Source organism: Pseudomonas sp. FW305-E2 (assembly GCF_058782925.1).
In genome coordinates this window covers 28,682-42,687 of sequence record NZ_JBYSYE010000035.1, presented here as the reverse complement: position 1 = coordinate 42,687, position 14,006 = coordinate 28,682, and the positions used below count along the sequence as shown (strand labels likewise).

The following is a 14,006-nucleotide window of genomic DNA, read 5'->3' as shown; positions in this document are numbered from 1 at the left end:
AGGAGCCCGACCGTGGACCAAGCCGCAAGCAATGACCAGGCCATGACCCGCGATAGCCTGTATGGTACCGCCGCAGAAAGCACCTACGCCGGTGTTGTCAGTTTTTCCCGCCGCCGCTACAGCCGCGACTTGCGCGGTGTGGATGTGGTGGTCAGCGGTGTGCCGTTCGACACGGCCACCAGTAACCGCCCCGGCGCGCGCTTCGGCCCGCGGGCGATCCGTGCTGCCTCGGTCCAGCAGGCCTGGGCCCGCCACTGGCCGTGGGCGTTCGACCCGTTCGACCACCTGGCGGTCATCGACTATGGCGACTGCCCCTTCGACAGCGGCACGCCGCAGTCGGTACCGGACAGCATCGAGGCCCATGCCGAGCACATTCTGCAGGCGGGTTGCGCCATGCTGACCCTTGGTGGCGACCACTTCATCAGCTACCCGCTGCTCAAGGCTCACGCCCGCCGCCATGGCCCGCTGGCGCTGATCCATTTCGATGCGCACAGTGACACCTGGCCGGACGAGGCGGGTAAGCGCATCGACCACGGCACCATGTTCTGGCATGCCGCCCGCGAAGGCCTGGTTGACCCGGCCCACTCGGTGCAGATTGGCCTGCGCACGACCAATGACGACAGCCAGGGCTTTGCCATTCTCGACGCCAGGCAGGTGCACCGCCAGGGCACAGAGGCGGTGATTGCAGCGATTCGCCAGCGGGTGGGCGAGCGGCCGGTGTACCTGACCTTCGACATCGACTGCCTCGACCCGGCCTACGCGCCCGGTACCGGAACGCCGGTGTGTGGCGGGCTGAGCACGGTGCAGGCGCTGGAGATTTTGGGTGGGCTGCGTGGCATCAACCTGGTAGGCATGGACTTGGTGGAAGTGGCGCCAGCCTATGACCATGCCGATATCACCGCATTGGCCGGGGCGACCCTGGCCATGGAGATGCTGTGCCTGTATGCGGCGCGGCACAAGGTGGATAACGGCCAGTAGAAGGTTGCGGCCATGGGAGGGCGAAGCAGCCCTCCGCGGCCCATACTGAAACATCAGGAATCAACTCCACCCGCATTCACACTTTTGCCACGAACCCCTCGCGCCTTAGGCTATCAAACCCACCAGGCGCGGCATTTTCGTACAGGAGGTGAAGCATGACCCCGACATTGCCCATCCTGGCCCTCGGCCTGGCCTTGTGCCTGCCCACGCACGCGGCTGCGCAGCAGCCCGTGCAACGTGCTGCCGGCAACAACAACCCTTACAACAGCCCGATCCAGCGGGCCAACCCCAACAGCCGTCAAGGCAGCATGCCGGCTGCGCCACCGGTACGTGGCCCGTCCACCGACCCGTACCAGCGCCCACCCACCCTGGACAACCGCGGCATCGGCAATGGCGACAACCTGCGCCGTCAGCAGCAAACCCCGAACCTGGAACCCACCCGGCCACCGCGCGACAACCCTCGTGCGCCTTAAGCCCACTTGAAAGGAATCCGGCATGCTTCGAGCACCCTGGCTAGTCACCCTGACCGCCGCCGCGCTACTGCCACTGTGGGCGCATGCCGCGGCCGAACAGCGGTTTCCCAGCGAAGAAGGCACCTTGATCGTCGACACGCTTGCCGATGGCCTGCGCAACCCCTGGGCCCTGGCCTTCCTGCCTGGTGGCAAGGACATGCTGGTGACCGAGCGCGCCGGCAACCTGCGGCTGGTCAATGCCGAAGGCAAGGTCGGCCCGCCGATCAGCGGTGTACCCAAAGTCTGGGCCGAAGGCCAGGGCGGCTTGCTGGATGTGGCACTGTCACCGGAGTTCGGCAAGGACCGCACCGTCTACCTGTCCTATGCCGAGGAGGGCAGTGACGGCAAGGCCGGTACTGCGGTCGGCCGCGGGCAGCTGTCCGAGGACCGCGCCCGGCTGGAGCATTTCACCGTGATCTTCCGCCAGCAGCCCAAGCTGTCGGTGGGTAACCACTTCGGCTCGCGGCTGGTGTTCGACCGCGACGGCTACCTGTTCATCGCCCTGGGCGAGAACAACCAACGTCCCACTGCTCAGGACCTGGACAAGTTGCAAGGCAAGGTCGTGCGTGTTCTGCCGGACGGCGAAGTGCCCAAAGACAACCCCTTCGTCGGCAAGGACAACGTGCGTCCGGAGATCTGGTCGTACGGCCACCGTAATCAGCAAGGCGCCGCGCTCAACCCCTGGACCGGCCAGTTGTGGACCCACGAACACGGCCCGCGCGGCGGGGATGAAATCAACATCCCAAAGCCTGGCAAGAACTATGGTTGGCCGATTGCGACCCACGGCATCAACTACTCGCTGCTGCCCATCCCCGAGGCCAAGGGCGAGCATGTGGACGGCATGGTCGACCCGCACCATGTATGGGAAAAGTCACCGGGTATCAGCGGTATGGCGTTCTACGACAGCCCAACGTTCAAGGCCTGGGACCACAATCTGTTCATAGGGGCGCTGGCCACGCAGGAATTGATCCGCTTGCAACTGGAGGGTGACAAGGTGGTGCACGAAGAGCGGTTGCTCGGTGACCTGAAGGCACGTATCCGTGATGTGCGGGTGGGACCAGATGGTTACCTGTATGTACTGACCGATGACAAGGACGGCGCGCTACTCAAGGTCGGCCTGGCCGACTGACGCGCGCCTGCACCGAGGGTGACAGTCGGGTAGAATGCGGCCATGGCCCTCGACCCCCAAACCCTCTACCAGCAAGCCCTGAGCACTCGGGGCTACGTCGCTGACCCCGCCCAGGCCCGCGTCGTCGAGGCCTTGCAAGCCTGCTTCCAGTCCCTCGAGCAGGGCCGCCCCACCCAGGGCCTTTACCTCTGGGGCCCGGTCGGGCGCGGCAAGACCTGGCTGATGGACCAGTTCCACCAGTGTCTGCGCATACCTGGGCGGCGCCAGCACTTTCACCACTTCATGGCCTGGGTGCATCAACGCCTGTTTCAGCTCAACGGCACCGCCGACCCGCTATTGGCCCTGGCGGCGGAGCTGGCGCGGCAAATCCGTGTGCTGTGCTTTGATGAACTGTTCGTCAACGACATCGGTGATGCGATCATCCTCGGCCGCCTGTTCCAGGTATTGTTCGATCAGGGCGTGGTGATTGTTGCCACTTCCAACCAGCCGCCCGAGCAGCTCTACCGCGATGGTTTCAACCGCGAGCGGTTCCTGCCGGCCATCGCCGCCATTGGTCGTCACATGCAGGTCCTGCCGGTAGCGGGCGAGCAGGATCACCGCCTGCACCCCGGTGAAGCGCGGCAGCGCTATTGGGTAGCGGAGGCAGGGCAGGCCAGCCAGTTGGCCGAGGTGTTTCGCCAGCTCAGCCCCGAAGACGCCGGCACGAATCAGCCCTTGGTTATTGGCTCAAGGCACATTCACGTCGTGCGGCGTAGTGAGCAGGCTATCTGGTGTCGTTTCACCGATCTGTGCGATCAACCCTTGGCGGCCATGGAGTTCATGGCCTTGTGCGACCGTTTTCCCTCGATTCTGGTCTCCGGCATTCCGGCGCTGGGCGGGGAACAGCGGGCGGGGCGTATTGCCCGAGGCACCGAAGATGGCGCGGCGAGGGTCGTGGCGGGTGACCGTGAACTGCCGGCGCTGTCGCCCAAGGACGATGCGGTTCGCCGCTTCATTGCCCTGGTCGACGAATGCTATGACCGTCGGGTGGCGTTGTACCTGGAGGCACAGGTGCCGCTCGATGCCCTCTACACTCAAGGGTATCTGGCGTTCCCGTACCAGCGCACCCTGAGCCGGCTACGGGAGATGCAACTGCAACGCTTCGCCTGAAAAGGAGCCGACCATGCAGCCGCTATCGCATCATCTGCTGACCCAGGCCTATAACAATGGCTGGGCCAACCATCGCCTGTACAAGGCCTGCCTGCAACTGACCCAGGACGAGTTCGTCGCCCCGCGTTGCAGCTTCTTCCCGTCGATCAAGGCCACCCTCAACCACTTGCTGACGGTGGATTGGTTTTACCTGCATATGCTCGAGTGCGAGCAGCGCGGCGAGCAGCCCGATGCCGACGGCGAACGCTTTTTCGACCCGGAGCAGCCGTTTGCCACCTGTACCGATCTGCATGCCGAGCAGGCCCAGGCTGACCACCGTTTGATCGCCTACTGCCGGGGGCTGAGTGATGGCGACCTTGGCCGCTATGTGAGCGTCGTACGGCCCGATCGGGTGCAGCGCGAGCAGCGGCTGCGGTTGCTGGCGCATCTGTTCGAACATCAGGTGCATCACCGTGGGCAGGTGCACGCAATGCTCAGTGATACAGCGGTCAGACCACCACAGCTGGATGAGTTTTTCTGCGAAGAAGAGGCTGAGTTGCGGGCGGACGACTTTGCCGAGCTGGGCTGGACAGAAACGCAGGTCTGGAACGTGTAAAGGAACCCTGTGGCAGCAGCGGGCGTGCGCAAAATCCCAAAGCCTGCGTGCTCCCACAGGGGCCAATCATTGGCTCACTTGCCCAGCCATTCGACCAGGGTGCGATTGAACCGCACCGGTTCCTCGATTTGCGGCGCGTGCCCCATGCCTTCGAACGTGATCAGCTCACCTTTGGGTATCAGCTTGGCCACCTGCGGCCCCAGCTCTGCATAGTTGCCCAGCTTGGCCTTTACCTCCGGCGGCGCGATATCGCTGCCGATGGCCGTGGTGTCCTGGTCGCCGATCAACAGCAGGGTCGGCATCTGCAGGTGCTTGAACTCGTGGTACACCGGCTGGGTGAAGATCATGTCGTAGATCAGCGCCGAGTTCCACGCCACCGCTTCATGCCCCGGCCCTTTGTTCAAGCCCACCAGCATCTGCACCCAGCGTTCGTACTCAGGCTTCCAGCGCCCGGCGTAATAGGTCTTGCGTTCATATGCACGTACGCCTTCGGCATCCAGCTTGAGTTCGCGGGCATACCACTGGTCCACGGTGCGGTAGGGCACCCCCAGCGCTTTCCAGTCTTCCAGACCGATCGGGTTGACCATTGCCAGGCGTTCCACCTGCTGGGGGTACATCAGCGCATAGCGGGTGGCGAGCATGCCGCCGGTGGAGTGGCCGAGCACAATGGTTTGCTTCACACCCAGCTGTTCGAGCAGGGCATGGGTGTTGTCGGCCAGTTGCTGAAAGCTGTACTGGTAATGCGCCGGTTTGCTTGATGTACAGAAGCCGACCTGGTCGGGCGCGATGACCCGGTAGCCGGCCTTGCTCAAGGCGTCGATGGTGGTTTCCCAGGTGGCGGCGCAGAAGTTCTTGCCGTGCATCAGCACCACGTTGTGGCCGTTGGCCTGGCCCTGGGCGGGCACGTCCATGTAGCCCATCTGCAGGGCCTGGCCCTGGGACTTGAAGTTGAAATGCTTGAGGGGGTGCGGGTAGCTGAAGCCTTCAAGCTGGGGGCCGTAGGTAGGCGACTCGGCAGCGATGGCCGAACTGCTGGCAAGGCAGGCCAGGGCGAGGGCGGTTGCGCGCAGCATGGGGGCACTCCGTGTAGGGCCAGGTTGAATGGGGCGACTGTAACAGGCAGTGGACCACGCGAAACCTGAAAGGTGTTACCAGGCGTGAAACCAGCCCAGGGTGATCATGGCAAGCACGGCATAGCGGCCAGCCTTGGCCAGGGTCACCAGCAACAGGAAGCGCCAGAACGGCTCACGCATGATCCCGGCGATCAGCGTAAGCGGGTCACCGATCACCGGCATCCAGCTGAGCAGCAGCGACCATTGCCCCCAGCGTTGGTAGCGCTGCTGCGCACGCGCCAGCTGGGCAGCGCTGAAAGGGAACCAGCGTTTGTCGCGCAGGTGCTCGATGGCCCGGCCCAGCAGCCAGTTGACCACCGAGCCGAGCACGTTGCCCAGGGTGGCTACCAGCAGCAGGATCGCCCATGCCTCGGGCTGGCGCAGCAACAGACCGACCAGCACGGCCTCTGATTGCAGCGGCAGCAGGGTGGCGGCACCAAAGGCGCTGAGAAACAGCGCCCCCAGGCTGAGCATCAGTAGTTGGCGACCACGGTGTCCTGGCCATCCTGGGTCACCCCGATGACCTGGTAGGCATCCTTGTGGTCACCCATTTCCATGCCGGGCGAGCCCATGGGCATGCCCGGCACCGCCAGGCCCTTGAGGTCGTTGCGCTTGGCCAGCAGGCGCACCTGCTCGGCCGGCACGTGGCCTTCGACGAACTTGCCGTCGATCACCCCGGTATGGCACGACGCAAGGCGTGGTGCCACGCCGAGGCGTTGCTTGACGGCGCTCATGTTTGGCTCGACGTGGTCGTTGACGGTAAAACCGTTGTCACGCAGGTGGCTGATCCAGGCCTTGCAGCAGCCGCAGTTGGGGTCGCGGTAGACGTCGATGGTCTCGGCGGCCTGGGCCAGGCCGGTGACGGCCAGCAGGCTCAGGGTCAGCAGGTGTTTGCGCAGCATGGTGAAGCACTCCTTTAAAAACGCAGGCGGATACCGGCGGCAAGGCGGGTCTGGCCCAGCTCTTCGCCGTCTTCCAGGGCCTGGTTGGCGCGCGAGCCGTGCAGGCGGTTGAAACTGAGCCCGACGTAGGGGGCGAAGCCGCGCGTGATCTTGTCGCGCAGGCGCAGGCCCACCTCGCTGTCGGCCAGCCCCACGCCTTGTTCGCGCCCGGCGTCGGTGCGCCCTTAGAGGTTGGCCTCCAGGTCGGCTCCAGTATCCAGCGGTTGGTCAGCAGCATAGCGTAAGCGGCTTCCAGGCGCAGCGCGGTTTGTTGCCCCTGCCGGCGTGCTGGCGGCGCCCAGGCCTTTGGCAAACGTACGGCGCGAGGGGGGCGCAACATGGCGTGGCCTCATGCAGAAGCGCCACGATGTTCGCTGCCGCCGGCTGTCAGGTAGCTGATGTGCACATTACAGTGTTGTCAGCTTGCTGCTTCGTCGATGCGGAGGTCGCGCATCAGCAGGCCGTAGTCGAGGGCAACCTGTTCCGGGATCGGCAGATACACCACGTGGCCATCGCCCGGTGCTACCTCGATGGCGTGCTGCTGGCGGTTGCACAGGCGGTGCAGGTCGAAGTGGTAGTTACCGCGCGGGGTCATCAGCTCCAGATGGTCGCCCACGGCGAAGCGGTTCTTCACCTTGACCTCGGCCAGGCCGTCGACGCGCACGCCGGTCAGCTCGCCAACGAATTGTTGGCGCTCGGACACCGAGTTGCCGCGCTGGTAGTTCTGGTACTCGTCGTGCACGTGGCGGCGCAGGAAACCTTCGGTGTAACCGCGTTGCGCCAGGGATTCGAGGTTGCCCATCAGGGCGCGGTCGAATGGTCGCCCGGCCACCGCGTCGTCGATCGCCTGGCGATACGACTGTACCGCGCGGGCACAGTAGAAGTGCGATTTGGTACGGCCTTCGATCTTCAGCGAATGCACGCCCATCAAGGCCAGGCGCTCGACGTGCTGAATGGCGCGCAGGTCCTTGGCGTTCATGATGTAGGTGCCGTGCTCATCCTCGAACGCCGGCATTTCAGTGCCGGGGCGGTTGCTTTCCTGCAGCAGGAACACTTGGTCGGTGGGCGCACCCAGGCCCAGGGTGGGCTGCACTTGGCGCACGATGTCACCGGTGGCGTTCTCGGTGGCCGGCGTGGCGTCGTACTTCCAGCGGCAGGCATTGGTGCAGGTACCCTGGTTGGCGTCACGCTTGTTGAGGTAGCCCGACAGCAGGCAACGGCCGGAATAGGCCATGCACAGGGCGCCGTGCACGAACACTTCCAGTTCCATGCCCGGCACCTGCTGGCGGATTTCCTCGATTTCGTCCAGCGACAGCTCCCGTGACAGGATCACCCGGCTCAGGCCAAGTTGCTGCCAGAACTGCACGCTGGCCCAGTTGACGGTGTTGGCCTGCACCGACAGGTGCACCGGCATCTGTGGGAAGTGCTGGCGCACCAGCATGATCAGCCCGGGGTCGGACATGATCAGCGCGTCCGGCGCCATCTCGATCACGGGTGCCAGGTCCTTGAGGAAGGTCTTGAGCTTGGCATTGTGCGGGGCGATGTTGACCACCACGTAGAAGCGCTTGCCCAAGGCGTGCGCCTCCTCGATCCCCAGTGCCAGGTTGGCGTGATCGAACGCGTTGTTGCGCACCCGCAAGCTGTAACGCGGCTGGCCGGCGTAGACCGCATCGGCGCCGTAGGCAAACGCGTAGCGCATGGTCTTGAGGGTGCCGGCGGGGGCCAGCAGTTCGGGCTTGGCAGTAGGGTTCATGTGCGCACCGGGGCAAAAAGGCCGGGATGCTAGGGGCGATGGACAAGGCGCGTATTGATTTGCGTCAAGTGAGCGCGGCACTTTTGTCCAGGTGCGGTGCACTAATCACTCATAAGCCATTTGAGGAACTGCGATGAACGAAACCGCGCTACAGAACAAAGCCCTGGCAGTACTCTTGGCGTTGGTGACCATTGCCTTCTTCTGGATCCTTCTGCCGTATTACGGCGCAATCTTCTGGGCGGTGATTCTCGGCATTTTGTTCGCCCCGCTGCAGCGTCACTTGCTGATCCGCTGCGGTCGGCGGCGTAACCTTGCCGCGGCCACGTCTACGCTGGTGTGCCTGCTTGTGGCGATCCTGCCGGTGATCATCACCAGCGCGCTGCTGGTTCAAGAGGGCGCCACGCTGTACCAGCGCATCGAAAGCGGGCAACTGGACATCGCCGGTTACGTCGAGCGCGGCAAGGACATGCTCCCGGCATTCGCCCAGCGTGGCCTGGACAACATGGGCATGGGTAACCTCGACGGGTTGCGTGACAAGATCGCCAAGTGGGCAACCCAGGGTAGCCAGGTATTGGCCAGCCAGGCGTTCAGCTTTGGGCAGGGCACATTCGAGTTCCTGATCAGTTTTGGCATCATGATGTACTTGCTGTTCTTTTTCCTGCGTGATGGTCCGGAAGTCGCGCGCCGGGTGCGGATGGCCGTCCCGCTGCCCGAGCACCAGAAGCGTCGTTTGCAGTTGAAGTTCAATCGTGTGGTGAGGGCGACGGTGAAGGGCAACGTGCTGGTGGCCATTACCCAAGGTGCGTTGGGAGGCTTTATTTTCTGGGTGCTGGATATCCCGAGTGCGTTGGTGTGGGCGGTGCTGATGGCGTTTCTGTCGCTGCTGCCGGCGGTGGGCGCGGGCATTATCTGGGCGCCGGTAGCGGCGTATTTCCTGCTGACTGGGGCGATACTGCCAGGGGTGGTGCTTACCGCGTTCGGGGTGCTGGTGATCGGCCTGGTGGATAATGTGTTGCGGCCAATCCTGGTGGGCAAGGATACGCGCATGCCGGACTACCTGATCCTGGTGTCGACCCTTGGCGGGCTGGCGGTGTTCGGCCTAAACGGCTTCGTGATCGGTCCGTTGATCGCGGCGCTGTTCGTCTCCAGCTGGGCGATCTTTGCCGCGACCAAACCGCGGGTGCAATTGCCACAATAACGTTCTAGCTCAGGTTTGTCGGCCGTAGGAGCGGGGGTGGACACAGGTCGGTGGTTGGGCGCAGGCCGCGTGTAGGAGCGGGTTCACCCGCGAAAGGGCCGGGCCTGCTGGCCAATCTCCACCCGCCGTTCACCGTTGCCGCCGCTACCGTATTCGCGGGTAAACCCGCGCCTACGCCGGATCGGGGGTGGACACAGGTCGGTGGTTGGGCACAGGCCGCGTGTAGGAGCGGGTTTACCCGCGAAAGGGCCGGGCCTGCTGGCCAATCTCCACCCGCCGTTCACCGTTGCCGCCGCTAGCGTATTCGCGGGTAAACCCGCGCCTACACCGGATCGAGGGTGGACACAGGTCGGTGATTGGGCGCAGGCCGCCGTAGGCGCGGCCTTGTGTCGCGCAAGGGCCGCTACCACTGCGAAAACGCAAGGGTCAGAAGGCTTGCGGCATCTCGCCCTTGGCCAGGCGCCGGTTGATATCGGCAATCACTTCGGGCAGGTCGTTGATGGTGTCGATCAGGTAGTGCGGGCGGGAGCCGGCAAACAGTGCATGGATGCGCTGGCGCTCGCTTTCCAGTTTCTCGGCACTCAACGCCCGGAAGCCTTCCCAGGTCAGGCCCAAGGCATTACCCGAGCAGACCAGCGCCACGGTCCACATGCCGGCACGGCGGCCTTCAAGAATGCCTGGCACGGTGTCGTCCACCTTCACGCAGGCCGCTACATCGTCAATCCCCAGCGCAATCACGTTGGCCAAGGCCTGGGCCGGCCATGGTCGGCCGTTCGGGGTTTCGTCGGTGGCCACGACATGGTCGGCTACGTAGCCGTTCTGCGCCGCCAGTTCCACCACCTTGTCCATCACCACTTTCGGGTAACCCGAGCACGAGCCGATCTTCAGGCCGTCCTGGCGTAGACCGGTGAGGGTGTCCAGCGCACCGGGGATCAGTGCCGAGTGCACGGCGATCTTCTCGATCTGCAGCGGCATGAAGCGGTTGTAGATGGCGGTGACGTCATCATCGGTCGGGGTACGGCCGAACACCTTGCGGTAGCGCTCGGCAATTTCCGGTACGTCGCACAGGGTGCGGATATGGTCCCATTTGCCCATGCCCATCGGGCCTCGGGCTTCTTCGATGGACACCTGCACGTCGAACTCGGCAAAGGCCTCGACAAAGATCTGGGTGGGGGCGAATGAGCCGAAATCGACCACGGTGCCAGCCCAGTCGAGGATGGCGGCTTGCAGTTGGGTGGGGTTGTTGTAGTTCATGTGCGCTAACTCCTGAATTCGGGTGGGCAAAGCGTCAGATGTCCAGCACTTCCATTTCCCGCAGCACCTCGGCCACGGCATTCACGGCGGCCTGCATGCCGTCCGCCCCGACCACGCCGATGCAGCCGACGCGGAAGGTTTCGACCTGGGTCAACTTGCCCGGGTAGAGAATGAAACCCTTGGCCTTGACCCGCTCGTAGAAGTCCTTGAACTGGTAGCGGGCATCGGTGGGGGCGTGGAAGGTGACGATGATTGGCGCCTGGATCTCAGCAGGCAGGAAACTGCGCAGGCCGATGGCTGCCATGCCGTCGAGCAGCGTCTTGCAGTTGTCTGCGTAGCGCTGGTGGCGGGCCGGAAGGCCACCTTCCTCGTTGTATTGCTGCAGTGCTTCGTGCAGGGCCGCGACCACGTGGGTAGGCGGGGTGAAGCGCCATTGCCCGGTCTTGGCCATGTAGGCGTGCTGGTCGTGCAGGTCCATGGCCAGCGAGTGGGCATTGCCTTCGGCGGACGCCAGGGCGTTTTTTTCGGCGAAGACGAAGCCCATGCCGGGTACGCCTTCCAGGCACTTGCCGGAGGCTGCGATCAGCGCTTCGAAGGGGATTTCGCGGGCATCGATCGGCAGCGCACCGAACGAGCTCATGGCATCGATGATCAGGCGCTTGCCATGGTGTTTGATCACCTGGGCGATTTCGGGCAGCGGGTTCAGGATGCCGGTGCTGGTTTCACAGTGGATCAGCGCCACATGGGTGATGGCCGAGTCTTCGGCCAGCAGCCGGTCGACGTCGGCGGCGGTGGTCGGCTGGTCTTCTGCCGTTTCGAAGGTGCTGTAAGTGCGACCCAGCACTTTGCAGATCTTCGCCAGGCGCTGGCCGTACGCGCCGTTGATCAGTACCAGAACCTTGCCATCGCGTGGCACCAAGGTGCCGATGGCCGCTTCCACGGCGAAGGTGCCGCTGCCTTGCAGGGGCACGCAGTGGTGGCTGCTGGCGCCGTCGATGATGGCCAGCAGTTGTTCGCAGACGCTGGCAGTCAATTGGTTGAAGTCACGGTCCCAGGAGCCCCAGTCCACCAGCATGGCTTGGCGGGTGCGGATTGATGTGGTCAGGGGACCTGGGGTCAGCAGAATCGGGGCGTTGCTCATTCCGTTATTCCTCACAAGCGGTGGGCTGAAACTACGAGGCCTAGGTTGCAATTCGCGCTGCCATCAATCAAATTGTTTGTTGTTATCTCAGCTATAAGTCAGGCCGATAAATATGAACCTGTTCCAGCTACGCGCCTTCGACGCCGTGGCCCGTGAGGGCAGCTTTACCCGTGCTGCCGAGCGCCTCTTCATCAGCCAGCCGGCGGTGACCGGGCACGTCAAGGCTCTGGAGGAGCACTACCAGATCACCTTGCTGCGGCGTACTGCACGGCGCGTGGAACTGACCGAAGAGGGCACGCGCCTGGCGGCCATCACGCGCGCCATGTTCGGCCTGGCTGAAGAAGCGCAGGCCATGCTCGAGGCCAACCGCCAGTTGCTGACCGGGCGCCTGGAGGTAGCCGCCGACGGCCCGCACCGGGTCATGCCGATGCTGGCGCTGCTGCGTGAGCGGTACCCTGGCGTCACCGTCAACTTGCGTCTGGGCAATGCACAGGAGACGTTGGCTGCGCTGCTCGGCGAGCATGCCGACGTGGCAGTGCTGACCGAAATCGAGCCGCGCAAAGGGCTGCACCTGCAAAATCTCTGTGAGTCGCGCCTGTGTGCGTTGTTACCCGTGGGGCACGCCTGGGCCAGCGAGCAGGAGGACTTGCCGTTGGCCGAGCTGCACCAGCAGATCATGGTGCTGCGCGAACCCAGCTCCACCACCCGGCGCACCTTCGACAAGGCCTGCATGAAGGCGGGCGTGCAACCGCGTGTATTGCTGGAGCTGGACAGCCGGGAGGCGGTAACCGAGGCAGTGGCCTCGCAGCTGGGTATTGGCGTTGTTTCTTCCACTGAAGTGGCCAATGATCCCCGTGTGGTGGCACGACCCTTGGCCGGCGAGGGCCTTGTCAACCAACACGTGATCGGCTGCCTGGAACGCCGTCGCGAACTGCGCCTGATTCAGGCATTCCTGAGCCTGGCAGCGGGGCTATGATGGCTGTTTGCTGCGGGGCACCCTAGGCTCTGTATGAAAAGCCTTGATACTCGGTGATGCTGCGTTGAAAACAGCCTCGGAATGCTCATTTACAACCCGTAAACTCCGCTTCCTCGGCTGTTTTCGCCTTGCCTGACCTTCGTCTCGAGGCTTTTCATACAGACCCTAATATGGCCGGCAATCAGCCGACAGGACCGTCGATGAGCGACAAAGACACCATTTCCATGCAGCTGGTGCGCGAAGCGCTGTTGCAGACCTGCCCTGCCGGTGAGCCTGACAGTGGCTTGCTGGCCAGGGCGGGCATCGCCGTTGAACAATTGCACCTGCCAGAGGCAAGGGTCAGTGCCGAGTCCTATGCCCGCCTGTGGCGCTTGCTGGCCCGGCGCTGCAACGACGAATTTTTCGCGATGGACCCGCGCGGTCTGCGCAGTGGCAGCCTGGCATTCATGTGCCGTGCCAGCATGGGCCAACCAACTCTGGGTGCAGGCCTGGAAACCTCGCTGGCATTTCTGTCGCTGATGCTTCAAGACATGCAGCCCAGCCTGGTGCGCCAGCAAGGCCTGGCCGAAATTGTCATCAATGAGCCGCGTGACGAACCGCGCCGCGCGTTCACCTATTTCACGTTCTGGATGATCGTGCATGGCGTGACCTGCTGGCTGGCCGGACGGCGTATCCCGATTCTGAGCATTGATCTGCGGTGTACCGAACCACCCTTTTGCGACGACTACCGGGTCATGTTTTCGGAAAACCTGCATTTTGAGCGTCCACGCACACGCATGATCATCGCTTCGCAATGCCTCGACTTGCCCCTGCGGCGCAGTGAAGAGGAACTGCAGCGTTTTCTGGCCGAAGCGCCGGGCAATATCCTGGTCAAATACCGTGACCCGGCCAGCCTCGGGCGGCGTATCCGCACCGACCTGCTGCGCCTGGCCCCTGCGCAGTGGCCCGATGCTGACCGCCTGGCCCGGCAGCTGTGCCTGTCGCCATCGACCCTGCGGCGGCGCCTGGCAGAAGAGGGGCAGAACTACCAGGGCTTGAAGGACAGCGTACGACGGGAGCTGGCGATCGCCTGGCTCAGCCAGGAAGACCTGGCCATGGGCGAGCTTGCCGAGCGCTTGGGGTTCGCCGACAGCAGCTCGTTCTATAAGGCATTTCGCAAGTGGTTTGGCTGCAACCCAGGGCATTATCGGGCATTGATCCAGGCGCGAGGGGCAGGGCACTGAAGGGCGAACACTTCCCGTCGTAGTGCATTACCGCGCGGGCCCAGA

14 protein-coding genes and 1 pseudogene are annotated in these 14,006 nt (G+C 63.8%); 8 read left to right on the top strand and 7 right to left on the bottom strand.

Annotation, left to right across the window (positions count from 1 at the left end):
• The first annotated feature begins 12 nt into the window (after nt 1-12).
• The 5 genes from speB (at nt 13) to AC3WLP_RS21320 (ending at nt 4,363) form a co-directional block, all read left to right on the top strand.
• Nucleotides 13-978, top strand: coding sequence for an agmatinase (speB, locus tag AC3WLP_RS21340; protein ID WP_004576768.1), 966 nt, complete (start codon nt 13-15; stop codon nt 976-978).
• 155 nt (nt 979-1,133) lie between these two features.
• The gene (locus tag AC3WLP_RS21335; RefSeq protein WP_012053118.1) at nt 1,134-1,451 is read left to right on the top strand and encodes a hypothetical protein; all 318 of its coding nucleotides are present in this window, start codon (nt 1,134-1,136) and stop codon (nt 1,449-1,451) included.
• Between the two features lie 22 nt (nt 1,452-1,473).
• Complete coding sequence (locus tag AC3WLP_RS21330; RefSeq protein WP_088513724.1) at nt 1,474-2,619, top strand: PQQ-dependent sugar dehydrogenase; 1,146 nt, start codon at nt 1,474-1,476, stop codon at nt 2,617-2,619.
• Nucleotides 2,620-2,661: 42 nt separating this feature from the next.
• Nucleotides 2,662-3,768 (top strand): cell division protein ZapE, encoded by a 1,107-nt coding sequence (gene zapE / locus AC3WLP_RS21325; protein ID WP_088513725.1) that lies wholly within the window; start codon nt 2,662-2,664, stop codon nt 3,766-3,768.
• 13 nt (nt 3,769-3,781) lie between these two features.
• The gene (locus AC3WLP_RS21320) at nt 3,782-4,363 is read left to right on the top strand and encodes a DinB family protein (protein WP_014753885.1); all 582 of its coding nucleotides are present in this window, start codon (nt 3,782-3,784) and stop codon (nt 4,361-4,363) included.
• A gap of 74 nt (nt 4,364-4,437) precedes the next feature.
• Here AC3WLP_RS21320 and AC3WLP_RS21315 read toward each other — a convergent pair whose 3' ends face one another.
• The 5 genes and pseudogenes from AC3WLP_RS21315 to trhP all read right to left on the bottom strand — a co-directional run bounded on the left by AC3WLP_RS21315 (nt 4,438) and on the right by trhP (nt 8,169).
• Nucleotides 4,438-5,436, bottom strand: coding sequence for an alpha/beta fold hydrolase (locus AC3WLP_RS21315; RefSeq protein ID WP_014753884.1), 999 nt, complete (start codon nt 5,434-5,436; stop codon nt 4,438-4,440).
• Between the two features lie 75 nt (nt 5,437-5,511).
• Entirely contained in the window at nt 5,512-5,949 is a 438-nt protein-coding gene (locus AC3WLP_RS21310; protein WP_003248912.1) for a YqaA family protein, read from the bottom strand.
• Nucleotides 5,949-6,377 carry a DUF411 domain-containing protein gene (locus tag AC3WLP_RS21305; protein WP_003248913.1) on the bottom strand — a complete coding sequence of 143 codons (429 nt, stop codon included), beginning with the start codon at nt 6,375-6,377 and terminating at the stop codon, nt 5,949-5,951. The genes AC3WLP_RS21310 and AC3WLP_RS21305 overlap by 1 nt, the downstream gene beginning before the upstream one ends.
• Before the next feature lie 14 nt (nt 6,378-6,391).
• Nucleotides 6,392-6,690, bottom strand: a pseudogene (locus tag AC3WLP_RS21300) (copper resistance protein B); the annotation flags it as partial.
• Between the two features lie 144 nt (nt 6,691-6,834).
• Nucleotides 6,835-8,169: a prephenate-dependent tRNA uridine(34) hydroxylase TrhP gene (gene trhP / locus AC3WLP_RS21295; protein ID WP_012053113.1), complete on the bottom strand. Its 1,335-nt coding sequence runs from the start codon at nt 8,167-8,169 to the stop codon at nt 6,835-6,837.
• A 133-nt stretch (nt 8,170-8,302) separates the two neighbouring features.
• Between trhP and AC3WLP_RS21290 the strand changes: the two genes are divergently transcribed.
• A complete protein-coding gene (locus AC3WLP_RS21290) occupies nt 8,303-9,367 on the top strand; it encodes an AI-2E family transporter (protein WP_004576775.1) in 1,065 nt (354 codons plus the stop codon).
• A 426-nt stretch (nt 9,368-9,793) separates the two neighbouring features.
• Here the strand turns inward: AC3WLP_RS21290 and phnX are convergent, their stop codons facing one another.
• Together phnX and AC3WLP_RS21280 are read right to left on the bottom strand one after the other, a co-directional pair.
• Nucleotides 9,794-10,621, bottom strand: coding sequence for a phosphonoacetaldehyde hydrolase (phnX, locus tag AC3WLP_RS21285; protein ID WP_003250077.1), 828 nt, complete (start codon nt 10,619-10,621; stop codon nt 9,794-9,796).
• Between the two features lie 34 nt (nt 10,622-10,655).
• Nucleotides 10,656-11,762 carry a 2-aminoethylphosphonate--pyruvate transaminase gene (locus tag AC3WLP_RS21280; RefSeq protein ID WP_014753879.1) on the bottom strand — a complete coding sequence of 369 codons (1,107 nt, stop codon included), beginning with the start codon at nt 11,760-11,762 and terminating at the stop codon, nt 10,656-10,658.
• A 112-nt stretch (nt 11,763-11,874) separates the two neighbouring features.
• Between AC3WLP_RS21280 and AC3WLP_RS21275 the strand changes: the two genes are divergently transcribed.
• Together AC3WLP_RS21275 and AC3WLP_RS21270 are read left to right on the top strand one after the other, a co-directional pair.
• Nucleotides 11,875-12,738 (top strand): LysR substrate-binding domain-containing protein, encoded by an 864-nt coding sequence (locus tag AC3WLP_RS21275; RefSeq protein WP_014753878.1) that lies wholly within the window; start codon nt 11,875-11,877, stop codon nt 12,736-12,738.
• 200 nt (nt 12,739-12,938) lie between these two features.
• Nucleotides 12,939-13,961, top strand: coding sequence for an AraC family transcriptional regulator (locus AC3WLP_RS21270; RefSeq protein WP_012053111.1), 1,023 nt, complete (start codon nt 12,939-12,941; stop codon nt 13,959-13,961).
• The last annotated feature ends 45 nt before the right edge of the window (nt 13,962-14,006 follow it).

Bases quoted from the DNA above. Each gene is read 5' to 3' on its own strand.
- AC3WLP_RS21335 (WP_012053118.1), top strand. From the start codon at position 1,134: ATGACCCCGACATTGCCCATCCTGGCCCTCGGCCTGGCCTTGTGCCTG.
- AC3WLP_RS21330 (WP_088513724.1), top strand. From the start codon at position 1,474: ATGCTTCGAGCACCCTGGCTAGTCACCCTGACCGCCGCCGCGCTACTG.
- zapE (WP_088513725.1), top strand. From the start codon at position 2,662: ATGGCCCTCGACCCCCAAACCCTCTACCAGCAAGCCCTGAGCACTCGG.
- AC3WLP_RS21320 (WP_014753885.1), top strand. From the start codon at position 3,782: ATGCAGCCGCTATCGCATCATCTGCTGACCCAGGCCTATAACAATGGC.
- AC3WLP_RS21315 (WP_014753884.1), bottom strand. From the start codon at position 5,436: ATGCTGCGCGCAACCGCCCTCGCCCTGGCCTGCCTTGCCAGCAGTTCG.
- AC3WLP_RS21310 (WP_003248912.1), bottom strand. From the start codon at position 5,949: ATGCTCAGCCTGGGGGCGCTGTTTCTCAGCGCCTTTGGTGCCGCCACC.
- AC3WLP_RS21305 (WP_003248913.1), bottom strand. From the start codon at position 6,377: ATGCTGCGCAAACACCTGCTGACCCTGAGCCTGCTGGCCGTCACCGGC.
- trhP (WP_012053113.1), bottom strand. From the start codon at position 8,169: ATGAACCCTACTGCCAAGCCCGAACTGCTGGCCCCCGCCGGCACCCTC.
- AC3WLP_RS21290 (WP_004576775.1), top strand. From the start codon at position 8,303: ATGAACGAAACCGCGCTACAGAACAAAGCCCTGGCAGTACTCTTGGCG.
- phnX (WP_003250077.1), bottom strand. From the start codon at position 10,621: ATGAACTACAACAACCCCACCCAACTGCAAGCCGCCATCCTCGACTGG.
- AC3WLP_RS21280 (WP_014753879.1), bottom strand. From the start codon at position 11,762: ATGAGCAACGCCCCGATTCTGCTGACCCCAGGTCCCCTGACCACATCA.
- AC3WLP_RS21275 (WP_014753878.1), top strand. From the start codon at position 11,875: ATGAACCTGTTCCAGCTACGCGCCTTCGACGCCGTGGCCCGTGAGGGC.
- AC3WLP_RS21270 (WP_012053111.1), top strand. From the start codon at position 12,939: ATGAGCGACAAAGACACCATTTCCATGCAGCTGGTGCGCGAAGCGCTG.